The sequence below is a fragment of the Bradyrhizobium sp. IC4059 genome (genome assembly GCF_020193615.1).
Taxonomy (GTDB): domain Bacteria; phylum Pseudomonadota; class Alphaproteobacteria; order Rhizobiales; family Xanthobacteraceae; genus Bradyrhizobium; species Bradyrhizobium yuanmingense.
On sequence record NZ_JADYVH010000007.1, the window covers coordinates 12,852 to 29,405 of the forward strand.

Below are 16,554 nucleotides of genomic sequence, written 5' to 3' on the forward strand. Positions count from 1 at the left end.
GCGCGCAATTATCGCTCTTTCCTCCGCACCGCACGGTAGGGACTGTGAATCGTGAACGCGTCGGGCACTATGCCGCTTTCGATCCGCTTCCATGTCACCTGTGCAGCAATGGGAAAGTTCTCGCGTGCCCGCGGCGAGAAGGTGCCGATCGCGGTGGTACCGCGGCCGTTGCGCAAATAGTCGAGAAAAATGCGGCCGCTGCGCCTGGCCTGGGCCGTGAGGACGTAGCGGTCCGGCCGACGCAATGCGAAATCGGCCACGAGACTGCGCGCCACGCGATGCGCCTGATCGTGCAGCATTGCCACCTCAAGCGGCGCCGTCAGATGAATGCCCTGGCCACCGGTCAACTTGGGCCAAGTCGCAAACCCCTCACGGCTCATTAGCGCGCGAAGTTCCAGGGCGGTCTCGATCACAGCATCCCATTCGACGCCCTCGCCGGGATCAAGGTCGATCACGATGCGATCGGCGTGCTCGAAATCCTCAACAGTCGAATTCCAGGGATGCAATTCGACTGCGCCGATCTCGACGAGTCCCAGGAAACCGTCAAGGCTGTCCACCCAAAGCCGCGTGCCTTCGCCGCCTTCGCGCTTTCGGATGCGTAGCTGGTGCACCGCTTGCGGAATGTCCTTCGGCAGCGGCCCCTTGTGATAGAACGTCGTGCCGTGCACGTGCCGCACCAGCTTGAGCGGTCGATGTCCTAGATGCAGCAGCGCCTTCTTCCAGACGCGCTTCCAGTAACGCGCGAGCTCTTCCTTGGACGGCACGATCGCATCGGGCAGCAGCTGCAGGATATTCTCTTTGGGAACGCCGAGCTTCGGCCGTCTGACCGATGAAGGCACCAACCGGGGCGCCCTGACCTTCCGCGGCGCAAGATCGTCGCGCAGGCCCTTGAATACGGCTTCACGCAGCAGGCCATCGTCGGTCAGGGCGCCATATTCCACCTCGGCATTCACCACGGGCTCAACCCATGTAGCCTTGGGCTTCTTTACCGGCAGATCGAGCGGAGAATCGCGCCGGATCAGTGGGTCAAGCCGTTCACGCAATTCACGCGCGGTCGCCTCGGTGTATCCGGTGCGGACCTTGCCGGCATAAAGCAGGCGCCCATCCTCGTGATGCCCGACGTAAAGCGAAGCCACCTTGCGCGGGTACGCGCCCAGCTTTTCGACGAATGCGACGATCGGAAACGTCTCGCTCTTCTTGCATTTCAGCTTGAGCCAGGCTTCCTGCCGTCCGGAGCGATAAGGTGCGTCCGCGCGCTTGGCGAGCAGCCCTTCGAGGCCAAGCCTGCAAGCATGGCGAAGGATTTGCTCGCCGTCGGCTTCGACGTGCTCGACGTAGATGAAAGTCTCGGGCGCTTCTTTCAGGAGCCGCTGCAGCAGCTGCTTGCGCTCGACAAAGCCGACGCCGCGCAAATCGTATCCGTCAAGATACAATAGATCGAACGCGTGATAGCGAATGCGGCGGCTCTGCTTGGCGCCGAGCTCGCGCCGCAGCTGCTGGAAGTCCGGCCGGCCATTACTGCCGTAGACAACGGCCTCGCCATCAATGATCGCACTCCCGGCTCTGAGCATTCGCGCGCCGGCTGCAATTGACGAGAACTGCTCGGTCCAATCGTATCCGGCGCGCGAATAGACCGTCGCCGCGCCCGCCTGCAGGTGAAGTTGCGCGCGATAGCCGTCGGCTTTTATCTCGAACACCCAGCCGCTGCCTTGCGGCGGGTTCTCGCGTAGCGTGGGATCGCATGGCACGATGTATGATGGAATCGGAATCTTCCGCGCGCCGGCTAGGCGCGATAGTCCCGACTGACGCAACGCAACGGCACACATGCGGGATTCAACGCGGCCCGACAGATTCGTTCCGATCTGAAATAAAATCGATGGAATGCCGCGAAGCTCTTGAACAACCCGAATATTTCGCAGTGCGAGGGGCGCCGCGCGCTAAGGCGCCAGATACCGCATCAGCTCCGGACTGCCTTTCACCTCGCCGGCGTCGCCCTGCAGCGCGACGCGGCCGCGGTCGAGCACATAGGCGTAGTCGGCGACTCGCAAAGCGAGGTCGAGGTGCTGCTCGACGATGATGACGGCGATGCTCTTGGCAAGCTCGATCAGGCGCTCGGTGATCTCCTCGATGACGCCGATCCAGACGCCCTCGGTGGGCTCATCCAGCAGCAGCAGTTTTGGATCCCCGAGCATGGCGCGGCCGATCGCGAGCATCTTGCGCTCGCCGCCGGAAAGCGTGCCGGCGGGCTGGTCGAGGCGCTGGCCGAGCTTTGGGAAGATCGCCAGCACGCGGTCGATGGCGGAGGAATCCTTCTTAGCCAGCGAGCCGACGGCGAGATTGTCGCGCACCGACAGGCGCGCGAACACCGAATGCTCCTGTGGCACATAGCCGATGCCGGCGCGGACGCGCTCCTGGGTGGCGCGGCGACTGATGTCGCGGCCGTCGAAGGCGACCTCGCCCTTCCATGCCGGCAGCTCGCCGACGATGGTCTTCATCAGCGTGGTCTTGCCGGCGCCGTTGCGGCCGAGCACGGCAACACCGCCGCGCCAGGGAATGCCGAGGCTGACGTCGAACAGGACCTGGCTGCGGCCGTAGCCGGCATCGAGATGCTTGATGTCCAAAAATTCAGGCACGGCGCAGATAGATCTCCTGGACGGATGTGTTGGCCTGGATCTCGGACACCGTGCCTGTTGCCAGCACCTTGCCCTGGTCGAGCACGGTGAGGCGATCGCAGATGTCGCGAATGAAATCGAGGTCGTGCTCGACGATGACCAGCGAGCAATGTTTTTTGATCGGCTGCAGCAGCTCGCCGGTGACGCGGCGCTCTTCCAGGCTCATGCCGCCGGTGGGCTCGTCGAGCAATAGGAGCTTCGGCTTGCCGGCGAGCGCCATCGCGATCTCCAGCCATTGCTGCTGGCCGTGCGACAGCGCAGCGGCCGCATCGAAGGCGCGGTCGGCGAGACGGAACTGCGTCAGCATGGACATGACCTGGTCGTGCAACGCACCGCGCGTGCGCGAGAACACGAGGTCGAACAGCGAGGACTGCGCCTGCAGCGCGAGCAGGATGTTGTCGTAGAGCGTGAGCGACGGCAACACGGATGTGATCTGGAATTTCAGGCTCATGCCGGCGCGCGCACGTTCGGTCGGCGTGAACGCGGTGATGTCGGTGTTGACGAAGGAGACCTTGCCTTGGGTCGGCACTTCGGCGCCGGCGATGCACTTCATCAGCGTGCTCTTGCCCGAGCCGTTCGGGCCGATCAGGCCGTGAAACTCATTCTCGCCGACCGTGAGGGCTGCGCCGTCGAGCGCGGTGAGCTTGCCGAAGACCTTCTTGATGCCGGCCGCTTCAAGGAGCATTGCGCCTCTCCTTTTGCTTGGCACCAAAGCTGCCGACGCGTTCGCGCTCGCCGAGCACAAAACTGATCAGGCCGAGCGGCCGGAACAAGATCACGAGCAGGAGCAGCAGGCCGAGGATGATCGGCCAGATCTCGCGGTAATTGTCCGAGAGCCAGAAGCTGACGCCCTCGACGATGACAGCGCCGACGACGGCACCGATCAGCGTGCCGGAGCCGCCGAACAGCACATAGAGCACGACCTGGGTCGAAACCACGACGCCCACCATGTTGGGCCAGACGAAGCCTTCGTGGAAGGCATAGAGGCTGCCGGCGAGGCCTGCGACGGCGCCGCCGATGGTGAAGATGATGGCTTTGAGATGCTGCGCCTTGTAGCCGAAGAAGGCGATGCGCTGCTCGTTCTCGCGCAGGCCTGCGAGCGCAAGGCCGAATTGCGAGCGCACCAGGAAGCGGCAGAGCAGATAGACCACGACGAGGATGCCGAGCACGAGATAATAGAACGCTGGGCCTTCCGTGAAGTCGTATGACCCAAGCGACATCGGCGCGATCGAGGGGATGCCGTTCTGGCCGCCGAGATAGTACCAGCCGCGCGCGAGCCGATCGGCGGCGTAGGAGCCGGTCAGCGTGCCGAGCGAGACGAAGATCACGCTGGAGGGATGCCGTCCCAGCAGCAGGAAGCCGCCGAGCAGCAGCGCGAAGGTGAGGCCGATCAGCGTGCCTGCCGGCAACACCAGGAAGATGTTGGTGATGTCGAGGTCGCGCGCGAGCAGGGCGACGCCGTAACCGGCCGAGCCGAAAAACAGCGCCTGGCCGAAGCTCATGATGCCGGCATAGCCCCAGACCAGGTCGAAGGACAGCGCAAAGAGCGCGAGGATGATCACGCGCGTCGCGAAGACCGTGAGATAGTCCTGCAGCACCAGCGGCGCGAGTAGCGCCGCGAGGAGCACGAGGCCCTCGATGACAGGCAGGATTTTTCGTCCTGCCTTGTCCCGGTCATTGGCCCGTTCCGCCGCTGCGCCCTCAGCCATCGCACCGTCCATTTCGTCGTCCACGTCGGCGACGATGGCCTCTCTTACCACACTCATCGGCTTCAGCATTCCAAGTTCAACATCGTCAGAGGCAGCCGTGTCAATCACGGCGGGATTCACCTCTCCCCGAGAGGGGAGAGGCGAAAATCAGCATTCCTTGGGATCGACGAGGCCGTTGCTGCGCCCGACGATCTCGTAATTTCCGCTCTTGGCGACGGCGGTGTACATCTTCATCTTGCAGTGCCGCTTGCCCGGCACCATCTCGGCGGGTCCGCCCGGACCTTCGGCGATCTTGGCATGGTCGAGCGCGGCGGCCACGGACTCGCGGTCGATCTTGCCGGCTTCCTTGACCGCGGCTTCCCACAGCTTGAGGCCGCGATAGGTGCCGGTGGCAGCGCTGCCGGCGGCGAACAGGAAGTTGCCCGGGAAATCCTTTTCATAGGCCGCCTGGATCTTGGCGTCGAACGGGTTCTCCTTGGTCAGCACCTTGAAATAGTCGAGGCAGCTGGCGAGGCCTTCGATCTCGGCGGCCTGGTTGATGTTGAGCGTGTTCTCGTCGTAGTAGACGCAGGCCAGGCGCCCGCCGTTCTTGAGGAAGCCTGCTTCATAGAGCTGCTTGAAGAACGGGCCGACGCCGGGCGGGATGACGGTGTTGAAGACGACGTCGACCTTGTTGGAGATGATGCGGTTGACGGTCGCGGAGAAGTCGACCTGGTCGAGCGGGTAATATTCCTCGAACACGACCTCGCCGCCATTGGATTCGATCACCTTGCGGGCGTAGACGTTGAGCGTGTGCGGCCAGACATAATTGGCGCTGGGCAGCGCGAACTTCTTGCCGCCGTTCTTGATCAGCCAGGGAATGAACTCGTCGCATTGCTGCGCCGGCGTCGGGCCGGTGCAGAACAAATAGGGCGTGCACTCCTTGCCCTCGTAGAGCTGCGGATAGATGTAGAGCGTCTTGCCGCGCGCGACGATCGGGTCCTTGATCGCGTTGCGCATCGACGAGGTGATACCGCCGAGCACCATGTCGACCTTGTCGCGCTGGATCAGCTTGCGCACGTTGCCGACGGCGACGGATTCGTTGGACGCGGTGTCCTCGATATAGAGCTCGAGCGGACGGCCGAGCAGGCCGCCGGCCGCGTTGATCTCCTTGATCACCATTTTCGCGACGTTGGCGTCGGCGTTGCCGGCATAGGCGATCGGGCCGGTGAGGTCGGTGGCGATGCCGACCTTGATCGGCGCCTCGGCCGCATTGGCCCAGGGCGCCGGAATCACCCAGCTGCCGACGCCGGTTGCGACCGCGCCGGATGCAAAGGCGAAATTGGACAGGAAACGACGTCGCGTGAGCTGAGTACGATCGAGCATGTGATTAAACCCCTTTTCCAGCGATGAGACCTTGCGGACGGAATTTGATGAAGACGATGGCGAGCACGAAGACGAGCACGTCGGCGACGACGGGTGCCATTACCCAGGGCAGCGCCGCGCTCAGCGTGCCGATGACGCCGGCGCCCGCGACCGGGCCGATGAAGGAGCCGACCCCGCCGACCATGACCGCGACAAAACCCTGGATCAGGAAGCGCAGGCCGAGATCGGCAAACAGGCTGAACACCGGCACGATCAGCGCGCCGGCAAGGCCGGCGAGTGCAGCGCCAAAGGCAAAGGTGGCGCCGTAGATCAGCGGCGTCGAGATGCCTGACGCACGCGCCAGCGACGGGTTCTCCAACGTCGCCCGCACGCGCAGGCCGAAGCTGGTGCGCGACAGCAAGAGATAGCAGAGGCCCATCACCAGGAGCGTGATGACGATGATGGTGAAGCGCCACGCCGAGATATGCATGGCGCCGATGTCGATCGATCCGCCGATCGGCTCCGGCACGGTGAGATAGAAGCCGCCGATCAGCCCGCGAACGGCTTCGCGGATGATCAGGCCGAGCGCATAGGTGCCGAGCATGGCAACGATCGGCGCGGCGTAGAATCGCCGGATGATCAGCGCCTCCAGCACGAAGCCGAGCGCACCGACCACGAAAGGCGCCGCAACCATGCCGGCCCAGATCGGCAGGCCCTTGGCATAAGCGAGATAGGTGATGTAGGCGCCGAGCAGGACGAACTCGCCCTGCGCGAAGTTGAAGATGCCCATCATGCTGGCGATGATCCCGAGCCCCAGCACGATCAGGACGATGATCGCGCCGAAGCTCAGGATCTCGAACGCCGCGACGAACGCGTTAGCCATGCGTTGCGTTTCCGCCGAGTTGAAGCAAAGGTTTCCTCACATCTTCTTCCAGTCGCCGATCTGCTCGAAGGCATGGGCGGCGCGGTAGATCGTGGATTCCTCGAACATGCGGCCGACCAGCATCAGGCCGACGGGCAGGCCGTCGACCATGCCGCAGGGCAGCGACATCGCCGGATGGTGGGTGATGTCGAACGGCGCGGTGTTGGAGATCATCTCGAGCGCGCGGGCGACATATTCCTCGCGGCTGGCATTGGGCTCCGGCAGCTTGGTCGCCTTCATCGGCGTCGTCGGCATCAGGAGCAGGTCGTAATCCCCAAACGCCTTGTCGTAGGCCGCGGTCAGCCGGCGCGAGATGTTGAGGGCCTTGCCGTAGAAGCGAGGGCCGAAATTGTTGTTGATGTAGGTGCCGAGCATCATGAACAGCTTCGTGGTCTCGGACAGCGAATCGGCCTGCCGACGCCAGCCGCGATGGAAATCCATCAGCGAGGTCGAATAGAGATCGCCGCGGCTGAGGCCGTAGCCGTCGCCGAACATCATGGTCTGGGTCAGGCCTTCCGTGCCGATCGGCGTCCAGATCGCCCCGCCCATCAGGTGCATCGGGATCGAGACGGTCTCGACCGTGGCGCCGAGATCCCTAAAGCGCTTTGCGGCCTCGCGCACGCTTTCATTCACCGCAGACTCGGCGGTCGGCTGTTCGAAACCCTCCTTGACGATGCCGATCTTCATGCCCTTGACGCCCTGGCCTAGCGCCTTGGTGTACTCCTCGACCTTCGGAGCCTTGATGCGCGGATCGTAGCCGTCGTCCCCGGCGAGCACCTCGAGCAGCAGCGCATTGTCTTCGACCGTTGCCGTCATCGGACCGGTGTGATCGACATAGATCTCGATCGGCATGATGCCGGTGTAGGGGACGAGGCCCCAGGTCGGCTTCATGCCGTAGATGCCGCAGAACGACGACGGCATGCGGATCGAGCCGCCCTGGTCGCCGCCAATGGCCATGTCGACCTCGCCGAGCGCGACCACGACGCCCGATCCCGACGACGAGCCGCCGGCCGAGTAGCCCATCTTGTGCGGATTATGCACCGGCCCGTAGGAGCCGGTGTGGCTGCCGCCGGACAGGCAGAAATGCTCGCAATGCACCTTGCCCTTGATCTCGGCGCCGGCATCCAGCATGCGCGTGACGATGGTGGCGTCGAAATCGGGCACATAGCCTTCCAAGGTCGACGAGCCGTTGGTCATGGGCACGCCGGCCAGCATGATGTTGTCCTTCAGCGCGATGGTCTTGCCCTTGAGCTTGCCGCTGGCGGCGCCCTTCACTGTCGACTTGCGATACCAGGCATTGCGCGGGTTCTCCTCCGCCGAGGGCCGATAGCCCGGCGTGCGCGGATATTTCACTTCGGGCAATTCGTCCGGCATCGCGGCAACGAGATTGTAGGCTTCGATCGAGCCCTGCATGAGACCGCGGAACGAGGCGACGTCGTCATCGGTGAGCGAAAGACCGCATTGCTCGGCGACACTGCGAAGTTGGGCTGGCGTGGGAAGGGCAACTGTCACGGCGCTCTCCTTGAAGTTCTTTGCAACGTTGGGCGTGGCCGCCCCGGTGCGACGCACGCACCCGCGGCCTCGCCGAAACATTCAAAACGGAAATATTTTCCTTTTCAAGTATTATTTTGCAAATGCGCCGGCCGGTCTAGCCGCGAGGCGGTCAGAGCGGCTTGATCAGCTTGAAATCGAGACCGTCGGCCTCGGCGAGATGCATCGGCATCCGCACGTGCCCGTTGCAGACGGTAACCCGACCGCGGGCGCCGCTGTAGACGATGTTGCGGCCGGCCGCGAGCAGCGGCCGCATCGCCAGCGAACCAGCCTTGTTCGCAACGGCTTCGAGGAAGCGCAGGCCTTCGTAACTCGATTGCCCCACCGAGCCGATCGGCGGCGCATTCGGCCCGAACATCGCGTGATAACGGCTCTGAAAGTCGTCATTGGCGCGCGCGCCGGTGCCGGTGAAGTAGCCGGAAGCGCAGAACATGTTCTCGCTGTTGTCGGCGCCGATGCCGAGTAGCACGGTATCGTCCATCGCGCCCGCGAGCCGCAGCGTCGTGGCGCCTAGCCCACATTCGCCGAAGGCCCGGTTGAAGGTGATGCTGTCGGTACCGATCAGCGAGATCAACACGACATCGGGCTTGGCGGCGCGGATCCGCGCCAGATGCGGCCCGTGATTGTCTTCGCCGAGCGGGACGAACTCTTCGCCGACGACGCGGCCGCCGGTTTCCTTGATGTAGTTCTTCACCGCGCGATGCGATTGCCAGGGCCAAACGTAGTCGCTGCCGATCAGGTACCAGCGTTTGGCCTTCTTGACGTCCGCGAGCCAATGGATGGCGGGGCGGCTCTGCCAGCGCGGCGTCTCGCCGATCGCCATCACGCCGGGCGTGCGCTCGCCGCCCTCGTAGACCGGCGTGTAGATATAGGGAATGCGGTGGCGTGTGGTGACGTCGCGGAGGCCCACGCGAACCGCGCTGGTGTGCAATCCGACGATCAGATCGACCTCGTCGAATGCGATTGCCTGCTCGGCGCGGTCCAGAACCTCATCCAGCGGCCCGCCGGCATCGTAGATCGACAGCTCGAGCTCGCGGCCGAGAATGCCGCCGCGCTTGTTGATCTCGGCGACGGCAAGCTGCGCGCTGTTCGTGGCACACGGGCCCCACACGCCAGGCGAGCCGGTGCAGCAGATGAAGCCGCCGACGCGCAGCTTGTTGACGCCGCGGCGCTTGAACAAGGCGTCACCGTGCGGCGACAAGGCACCGCCAGCTGCCGAAGACGACAGATTCCTGAACAGCAAGGACGGCGGTAACGCCGAGCCGCCGTGAGCCGGGAAGTTCACCGTCGCGCGCACGCCAACTCCTGTCTGAGGCCAGACCTGAAAGCACATTGAGCAGGCGGCCGCGGCTTCCGCCCTTTTGTTGGGCAATGATCTTATTTTGAAAATATTGAATATTCAAGAATTGAAGTGCATATAGATGCAGCATCGATTGCAAGACATTCACTCATTTGGGTCAAGGCGAAGTCTCAGCCGTGGCAAAACCGCCGAAACAAAATTCCCCAATCACCGAACACCTCGCTTACCTGCTCGCGCAAGCCAACCGGGAAATCAACCGGCAGCTCGAACTGAGGTTGAGCAAGGAGGGCGTGCCGGTCGAGCAATGGCGCATCCTGAAAGTGCTGTCGGACGGCGAGGGCCATTCGATGGGCGAGCTCGCGGACGCCGTGCTGCTCAACCATCCGACGCTCACGAAGATGATCGACCGCATGGTCTCCGACACGCTGGTCTACCGCGTGCAGGACCCGAACGACCGCCGCAAGGTGCTGATGTTCATCTCCGACCGCGGCAAGGTGCTGTGCAAGAAGCTCAACTCGCTCGCGGTCGACCAGGAGGAGCACATCCTGGAGAGCTACGGCGACAAGTCGACGAGCGAGCTCAAGCGGCTGCTGGAGAGCTTGATCGACAGCTCGAATTAGACCTCGTGAAGTGGAGCGTGGCGCCTTGCGAAGCGCACACACACATCTGCCGTTTCAATGCATAGCCAGAGGAAAGCACTCGCGCATCATCGCCAGCACGAGAGGCGATAGCGTTGGCCATTCCATGTCGTCCAGCCCACGGCCTTGTTGCCGACCGGCTTGGCTAGATACCATTTGTTGCCGTCGGCATGGTTGAAGTACACGCCGCCCTGGGTTCCGCTGCGTGGATTTGTCAACTTCACCCATCGCGAGCCATTATCTGAGAAGCGGCCTGACCAGCGTGCTCCCGAAGTGCTGGTGCAAGTGTTGCCGTTGCAGGTTGTCTGACTGTCATCGACGGCGGCCCATTTCATCCGGGCCGGGCGGCCGTCGATGTTGCACGACCATGTTCCGCCCCACCATCCGCCCACTTGGCTCGCAGGGGCGGAACCGCAGGCGTAAAAACTCAGGGCAAGGACACAAAAGGCGGTTGGCAGCGCGCGTTTGGACATTGTCTGGCTCCCAATTTTCAGGCCACGTCTCGTGATTCAATCAAACCACGGATTGAGCTCTGTAGCGGTGATCCAGATCACAATGAGCAGTGGTAAAAAATTGGATGGTCTACCCGAGGGCGTTCGCCGAGACGCGATGCCGCGCTTTGACCATTGGCTCTCCGGGTGAAGAGTTCTTCAGCGACGCAGCCGCGCGAGCGAGTGGCCGCCGGCCATCTGCAGAAGCAGCAGCACTCCGGAGTGATCACAGGAACAGGCGCTGAGGCGGGTTGCCAGATGACTAAAGCGTGCTCAGCCGCGCGTGACGGATAAAGGACCGTCTGACAATTGTGCGCCAGCCATCCTCAATGGCGTGCGCCTACCATTCGTTATGCAACGGAAGACCAGCAGGCATCATATGGATCGAAAGCATTCGACGCCTGGCGAACTCGTGGGCCAAGACAACACCGCGAGTTCGCTGGGTTTTGAGGTCATCGATCAAGCATACCGCCCGTGGCAGTGCTTGTACTTCTTGCCACTACCGCACGGGCAGTCCTCGTTGCGGCCGACCTTGCCCCAGCTCGTCGGGTTCTTCGGGTCGCGCAACGCCGCGTCGGTGGATTGGGCGCCGAGGGTGACGCTGGCGAGAGCCATCTCGTCCTCGCCGGTGTTCGGATCGAACTTGTGCGCCTCCATCGGCGGCAGGACGGGGGCCTCCTGCTCCGGCGGGACGATCTCGACGCGCATCAGCTGCGCCGTGACGGCCTCGCGCAAGTGAGCGCTCATCTCCTGGAAGAGATTGAAGGCTTCGGTCTTGTACTCCTGCAACGGATCGCGCTGGCCGTAGCCGCGCAGACCGATGACCTGGCGCAGATGGTCGAGCATGATCAGGTGCTCGCGCCAGAGATGGTCGAGCGTCTGCAAGAGGATGGTCTTCTCGACGTAACGCATCACGTCGGGACCCCATTGCGCGACCTTGGCCGCCATGTGTTCGTCGGCCTTGGTCTCGATGCGAGTCAGCAGCTCCTCGTCGGCGATGCCCTCTTCCTTGGCCCATTCGTCGACCGGCAGGTCGAGATCGAGCACGCGCTTCAATTCGTCCTTGAGCCCGGCGACGTCCCACTGCTCGGCATAGGCATGCTCGGGCACGTGCTTGGCGACGAGGTCGTCGATGAAGGCGTGGCGCATGTCGGCGACGGTCTCGGCGACGCTCTCGTCCTTCATCAGCTCGACGCGCTGGTCGAAGATCACCTTGCGCTGGTCGTTCTGGACGTTGTCGAACTTGAGCAGGTTCTTGCGGATGTCGAAGTTGCGCGCCTCGACCTTCTGCTGCGCCTTCTCCAGCGCCTTGTTGATCCAGGGATGGATGATGGCCTCGCCCTCTTGCAGGCCGAGACGCTGCAGCATGCTGTCGAGACGGTCCGAGCCGAAGATGCGCATCAGGTCGTCTTCCAGCGACAGGAAGAACTTCGAGCGGCCGGGATCGCCCTGACGGCCGGAACGGCCGCGCAGCTGGTTGTCGATGCGGCGGGATTCGTGGCGCTCGGAGCCGATGATGTAGAGGCCGCCGGGCTTCTTCACGGTCTTGGCAGGCTTGCTTCCCTTGGCCGGCTCGACCTCGACGGTCTCCTCGGCCTTCAGCACGATGTCGCGGAAGTGCTCGATATCGGCCTTGATCTGCTCGATCTTCTTGGCCTTCTCGGCCTCGTCGGTGATATCAGCAGTCTCCTGCTGGATGCGCATCTCCAGCGAGCCGCCGAGCTTGATGTCGGTGCCGCGGCCGGCCATGTTAGTGGCGATCGTGATCGCGCCCGGCACGCCGGCTTCGGCGACGATGTAGGCTTCCTGCTCGTGGAAGCGCGCGTTCAGCACCGCGAACAGTTTCGCCGGCTTGCCGGCGCGGGCGGCGGCATAGAGCTTGTCGAGCGCGCCCTCCTTGCCGAAATCGATCTGCTTGTAGCCGTTCTTCTTGAGGAATTCGGCGAGCACCTCCGACTTCTCGATCGAGGCGGTACCGACCAGCACCGGCTGCAGGCGCGCATTGGCGCGCTCGATCTCGGCGAGGATGGCCTGATATTTTTCCTTCTGGGTCCGATAGACCTCGTCGTCCTCGTCGAGGCGCGCGATCGACAGATTGGTCGGGATCTCCACGACCTCGAGCTTGTAGATGTCGAACAATTCGTCCGCTTCGGTCGCGGCGGTGCCGGTCATGCCCGCCAGCTTCTCGTACATGCGGAAGTAGTTCTGGAAGGTGATCGAGGCCAGCGTCTGGTTCTCGGGCTGGACCTGGACGTGCTCCTTGGCTTCCAGCGCCTGATGCAGGCCTTCCGAATAGCGGCGGCCCGGCATCATGCGGCCGGTGAACTCGTCGATGATGACGACTTCGCCGTCGCGGACGATGTAGTCCTTGTCGCGCGTGAACAGCGTGTGAGCGCGCAGGGCCTGGTTGATGTGGTGCACGACGGAGACGTTCTCGACGTCGTAGAGCGACTCGCCCTTGAGCTGGCCGGCATCGCGCAGCAGCGTCTCGATCTTCTCCATGCCGCCTTCGGTCAGCGTCACCGTGCGCTGCTTCTCGTCGACCTCGTAGTCGGTCTTGTCGAGCCTCGGCAGGAAGCCGTCGATGGTGTTGTAGAAGTCGGAGCGGTCGTCGAGCGGGCCGGAGATGATCAGCGGCGTGCGCGCTTCGTCGATCAGAATGGAGTCGACCTCGTCGACGATGGCGAAGAAGTGCGGCCGCTGGACCATGTCCTCGAGCCGGTACTTCATGTTGTCGCGGAGATAGTCGAAGCCGTATTCGTTGTTGGTGCCGTAGGTGATGTCGCAGGCATAGGCCGCCTTGCGCTCGGCATCGTCGAGACCGTGCACGATCACGCCGGTGGTCATGCCGAGGAAGCCGTAGATCTGGCCCATCCAGCCGGAGTCGCGGCGGGCGAGGTAGTCGTTGACCGTGACGACGTGGACGCCTTTGCCGGCGAGCGCGTTCAGATACACCGCAAGCGTCGCGACCAGCGTCTTGCCTTCGCCGGTCTTCATCTCGGCGATGTCGCCCTCGTGCAGCACCATGCCGCCGATCAGCTGGACGTCGAAATGGCGCTGGCCGAGCGTGCGCTTGGCGGCCTCGCGCACGGTGGCGAAGGCCGGGACGAGGAGATCGTCCAGCGTCTTGCCGTTCGCGAGCTGCTGCTTGAATTCCGCGGTGCGGGCCTTGAGCGCCTCGTCGGAGAGCTTCGAGACCTCGGGCTCCAGCGCATTGATCGCGTTGACGCGGGACTGATATCCCTTCACCCGCCGGTCGTTGGCGGAGCCGAAAAACTTGCGGGCGAGCGCGCCGATCATGCCAGGTTCCTGTGTTCGCGATTCAACCGCGTTGGGCCTAAGAAGTTGTCACCCGCCCGCCTATCAACTCACCGTGACGCTTCGCGGCGTCAGAGCCCGGACTGCGGGGGACATCCGCCATATGGGTGGGAATTGGGCAAGTCTGGGTTCAACGGCCAAAAACGCAGCAAAATAAACGCCATCGCCATGGTCGCGACCGCGCAGAGATATGGCCCGGTCGGGGCCTTGTCAACGGCGGGCGCAGTGCGGCTAATTCATCATTTTGACAGACTTTTCGCGTTGCCAAGCCCCCCTGATTGGGCGAGTGTCCGCCCCGCTCGAGCAGCCCCCTGCTTCAACATAAGGATTTTCCATGACCACCTCGTTCCCGGCAACCCAGCGCTTCCGCTCCGCGTCCGCCCTGGCTGGCAGCCTCGCTCTGGCGCTGTCCCTGGCGTTTGCGGGCCCGCTCCGGGCCGCCGATGATCCGGTGCTGGCGAAGGTCAATGGCGCGGAAATCAAGAAGAGCGACGTCACCATGGCCGAGGAGGAACTCGGGCCGAGCCTTGCCCAGATGGACCCGGCGACCAAGGACGAGAACGTCCTGTCGTTCCTGATCGACATGAAGATCGTCAGCAAGGCTGCCGAAGACAAGAAGATCGCCGACGGCGAGGAGTTCAAGAAGCGCCTGGCATTCGCCCGCAACCGGCTTCTGATGGACAGCCTGCTCGCCAGCGAGGGCAAGGCCGCGACCACGCCGGACGCCATGAAGAAGGTCTATGAGGAGGCCGCCAAGCAGATCACCGGCGAGCAGGAGGTGCGCGCCCGCCACATCCTGGTCGAAACCGAGGACGAGGCCAAGGCGGTGAAGGCCGAGCTCGGGAAGGGGGCCGATTTCGCCGAGCTCGCCAAGAAGAAGTCCAAGGACCCCGGCTCCGCCGATGGCGGCGACCTCGGCTTCTTCACCAAGGAGCAGATGGTGCCGGAATTCTCGGCCGTGGCCTTCTCGCTGGAGCCCGGCAAGATCTCCGACCCCGTGAAGTCGCAGTTCGGCTGGCACATCATCAAGGTCGAGGAAAAGCGCAACCGCAAGGCGCCCGATTTCGAGCAGGTCAAGGCCCAGATCGAGCAGTACGTGACCCGCAAGGCCCAGGCCGAGTATGTCGCCAAGCTGCGTACCGAAGCCAAGGTCGAGCGGCTGGACCAGCCGGCGGCGGATGCGTCGAAGGACGCCAAGCCGGATGCGAAGCCGTCCGACAGCAAGATGGCGCCGCCGGCGAAGAAGTAAGAATTCGCTGTCACTTCGCGGACGCCAAGTATATCTAACGTCGCAATGGCCGGGGCTCCCCCGGCCATCTGCATGTCCAGACCCTACCAAGGCGCCCGCGATGTCCTCCTCCGTCTCTCCGCTCGCCCCCAAAACCGTCCCTGATATGCCCGTGATCGCGGGCATCCGTCTGGCGACGGCTGAAGCCGGCATCCGCTACAAGAACCGTACCGACCTGCTGCTCGCGGTGATGGACAAGGGCACTGCCGTCGCCGGCGTCTTCACCAGGTCGAAGTGTCCCTCGGCCCCGGTGGAATGGTGCCGCGCCAAGCTGAAGGGCGGCAAGGCGCGCGCGCTGGTGGTCAATTCCGGCAATGCCAACGCCTTCACCGGCAAGACCGGCCGCGCCTCCACCGCGCTGACGGCGAAGATCGCGGCCAAGGCGGTCGGCTGCAGCGAGAGCGAGATCTTCCTGGCCTCGACCGGGGTGATCGGCGAGCCGCTGGATGCCACCAAGTTCGACGGCGTGCTCGGCCGCCTCGCCGAAGCCGCCGAGCCCGGCGATTACCTCGCCGCGGCCAAGGCGATCATGACCACCGACACCTTCCCGAAAGTGGCGACCGCGACAGTCAAGCTCGGCAAGGCCAAGGTCACCATCAACGGCATGGCCAAGGGCGCCGGCATGATCGCGCCCGACATGGCGACGATGCTGTCCTTCATCTTCACTGACGCGCCGATCGCGCCCGCCGCGCTGCAGGCGCTGCTCAAGAGCGGCGTCGAGGACACGTTCAACGCCGTGACCATCGACGGCGACACCTCGACCTCCGACACGCTGCTGGCGTTTGCGACCGGCGCGGCCGCCGAGCACGGCGCGCCGAAGATCAGCCGCGCCAGCGACCCGCGCCTGAAGGCCTTCGTCAAGGCGTTCAACCAGGTGCTCGCCAATCTCGCCGAGCAGGTCGCCCGCGACGGCGAAGGCGCGCGCAAGCTGGTCGAGATCACCGTCGAGGGCGCCAAGACCAAGGCCTCCGCCCGCAAGATCGCGATGTCGATCGCGAACTCACCGCTGGTGAAGACCGCGATCGCGGGCGAAGACGCAAATTGGGGCCGCGTGGTGATGGCAGTCGGCAAGGCCGGCGAGCCGGCCGATCGCGACAAGCTGTCGATCTCGTTCAACGGCATCCGCGTCGCCAAGCGCGGCGCGCGCGATCCCGATTATGACGAAGCGCAGGTGTCGGAAGCGATGAAGGCGCCGGAGATCGCGATTCTGGTCTCGCTCGGCCTCGGCAAAGGCCGCGACCGCGTCATGACCTGCGACCTCACCAAGGAATATGTGGCGATCAACGGGGACTACAGGTCGTAGGCCTTCTCCCTCTCCCCG

14 protein-coding genes are annotated in these 16,554 nt (G+C 63.8%); 3 read left to right on the top strand and 11 right to left on the bottom strand.

What is annotated here, in order from left to right:
- Positions 1-8: 8 nt before the first annotated feature.
- From ligD to I6F12_RS22020, 9 genes are all read right to left on the bottom strand, one after another.
- Positions 9-1,826, bottom strand: a complete 1,818-nt coding sequence (ligD, locus tag I6F12_RS21980) for a DNA ligase D (protein WP_225157204.1) — start codon at positions 1,824-1,826, stop codon at positions 9-11.
- 111 nt (positions 1,827-1,937) lie between these two features.
- Positions 1,938-2,633: an ABC transporter ATP-binding protein gene (locus I6F12_RS21985; RefSeq protein ID WP_036014686.1), complete on the bottom strand. Its 696-nt coding sequence runs from the start codon at positions 2,631-2,633 to the stop codon at positions 1,938-1,940.
- Positions 2,626-3,357 carry an ABC transporter ATP-binding protein gene (locus I6F12_RS21990; protein ID WP_036014683.1) on the bottom strand — a complete coding sequence of 244 codons (732 nt, stop codon included), beginning with the start codon at positions 3,355-3,357 and terminating at the stop codon, positions 2,626-2,628. The genes I6F12_RS21985 and I6F12_RS21990 overlap by 8 nt, the downstream gene beginning before the upstream one ends.
- On the bottom strand, positions 3,347-4,450 hold the full coding sequence (locus tag I6F12_RS21995; RefSeq protein WP_036014681.1) for a branched-chain amino acid ABC transporter permease: 1,104 nt from the start codon (positions 4,448-4,450) through the stop codon (positions 3,347-3,349). The genes I6F12_RS21990 and I6F12_RS21995 overlap by 11 nt, the downstream gene beginning before the upstream one ends.
- 78 nt (positions 4,451-4,528) lie before the next feature.
- A complete protein-coding gene (locus tag I6F12_RS22000; protein WP_036014678.1) occupies positions 4,529-5,746 on the bottom strand; it encodes a substrate-binding protein in 1,218 nt (405 codons plus the stop codon).
- A 4-nt stretch (positions 5,747-5,750) separates the two neighbouring features.
- A complete protein-coding gene (locus I6F12_RS22005; protein WP_025032673.1) occupies positions 5,751-6,608 on the bottom strand; it encodes a branched-chain amino acid ABC transporter permease in 858 nt (285 codons plus the stop codon).
- 36 nt (positions 6,609-6,644) lie between these two features.
- Entirely contained in the window at positions 6,645-8,159 is a 1,515-nt protein-coding gene (locus I6F12_RS22010; RefSeq protein ID WP_036014727.1) for an amidase, read from the bottom strand.
- A gap of 151 nt (positions 8,160-8,310) precedes the next feature.
- Entirely contained in the window at positions 8,311-9,495 is a 1,185-nt protein-coding gene (locus tag I6F12_RS22015) for a substrate-binding domain-containing protein (protein WP_036026234.1), read from the bottom strand.
- The gene (locus I6F12_RS22020; protein ID WP_162131185.1) at positions 9,383-9,637 is read right to left on the bottom strand and encodes a hypothetical protein; all 255 of its coding nucleotides are present in this window, start codon (positions 9,635-9,637) and stop codon (positions 9,383-9,385) included. Before I6F12_RS22020 ends, I6F12_RS22015 begins: the two co-directional genes overlap by 113 nt.
- 37 nt (positions 9,638-9,674) lie before the next feature.
- On the opposite strand from I6F12_RS22020, the gene I6F12_RS22025 reads away from it, so the two are divergent.
- The gene (locus I6F12_RS22025; RefSeq protein WP_025032676.1) at positions 9,675-10,118 is read left to right on the top strand and encodes a MarR family transcriptional regulator; all 444 of its coding nucleotides are present in this window, start codon (positions 9,675-9,677) and stop codon (positions 10,116-10,118) included.
- Positions 10,119-10,204: 86 nt separating this feature from the next.
- Here the strand turns inward: I6F12_RS22025 and I6F12_RS22030 are convergent, their stop codons facing one another.
- Both I6F12_RS22030 and secA read right to left on the bottom strand, forming a co-directional pair.
- The gene (locus I6F12_RS22030; protein ID WP_225113638.1) at positions 10,205-10,609 is read right to left on the bottom strand and encodes a DUF6006 family protein; all 405 of its coding nucleotides are present in this window, start codon (positions 10,607-10,609) and stop codon (positions 10,205-10,207) included.
- Between the two features lie 477 nt (positions 10,610-11,086).
- Positions 11,087-13,927: a preprotein translocase subunit SecA gene (gene secA / locus I6F12_RS22035; RefSeq protein WP_109141738.1), complete on the bottom strand. Its 2,841-nt coding sequence runs from the start codon at positions 13,925-13,927 to the stop codon at positions 11,087-11,089.
- Positions 13,928-14,279: 352 nt separating this feature from the next.
- Here secA and I6F12_RS22040 point away from each other — a divergent pair, with 352 nt between their 5' ends.
- Both I6F12_RS22040 and argJ read left to right on the top strand, forming a co-directional pair.
- Entirely contained in the window at positions 14,280-15,194 is a 915-nt protein-coding gene (locus I6F12_RS22040; protein WP_225148475.1) for a peptidylprolyl isomerase, read from the top strand.
- A 100-nt stretch (positions 15,195-15,294) separates the two neighbouring features.
- A complete protein-coding gene (gene argJ, locus I6F12_RS22045) occupies positions 15,295-16,536 on the top strand; it encodes a bifunctional glutamate N-acetyltransferase/amino-acid acetyltransferase ArgJ (RefSeq protein ID WP_225148476.1) in 1,242 nt (413 codons plus the stop codon).
- The last annotated feature ends 18 nt before the right edge of the window (positions 16,537-16,554 follow it).

Excerpts from the sequence above, each read along its gene's own strand:
- ligD (WP_225157204.1), bottom strand. The coding sequence starts at position 1,826 with ATGTGTGCCGTTGCGTTGCGTCAGTCGGGACTATCGCGCCTAGCCGGC.
- I6F12_RS21990 (WP_036014683.1), bottom strand. The coding sequence starts at position 3,357 with ATGCTCCTTGAAGCGGCCGGCATCAAGAAGGTCTTCGGCAAGCTCACC.
- I6F12_RS21995 (WP_036014681.1), bottom strand. The coding sequence starts at position 4,450 with ATGCTGAAGCCGATGAGTGTGGTAAGAGAGGCCATCGTCGCCGACGTG.
- I6F12_RS22000 (WP_036014678.1), bottom strand. The coding sequence starts at position 5,746 with ATGCTCGATCGTACTCAGCTCACGCGACGTCGTTTCCTGTCCAATTTC.
- I6F12_RS22005 (WP_025032673.1), bottom strand. The coding sequence starts at position 6,608 with ATGGCTAACGCGTTCGTCGCGGCGTTCGAGATCCTGAGCTTCGGCGCG.
- I6F12_RS22030 (WP_225113638.1), bottom strand. The coding sequence starts at position 10,609 with ATGTCCAAACGCGCGCTGCCAACCGCCTTTTGTGTCCTTGCCCTGAGT.
- secA (WP_109141738.1), bottom strand. The coding sequence starts at position 13,927 with ATGATCGGCGCGCTCGCCCGCAAGTTTTTCGGCTCCGCCAACGACCGG.
- I6F12_RS22040 (WP_225148475.1), top strand. The coding sequence starts at position 14,280 with ATGACCACCTCGTTCCCGGCAACCCAGCGCTTCCGCTCCGCGTCCGCC.
- argJ (WP_225148476.1), top strand. The coding sequence starts at position 15,295 with ATGTCCTCCTCCGTCTCTCCGCTCGCCCCCAAAACCGTCCCTGATATG.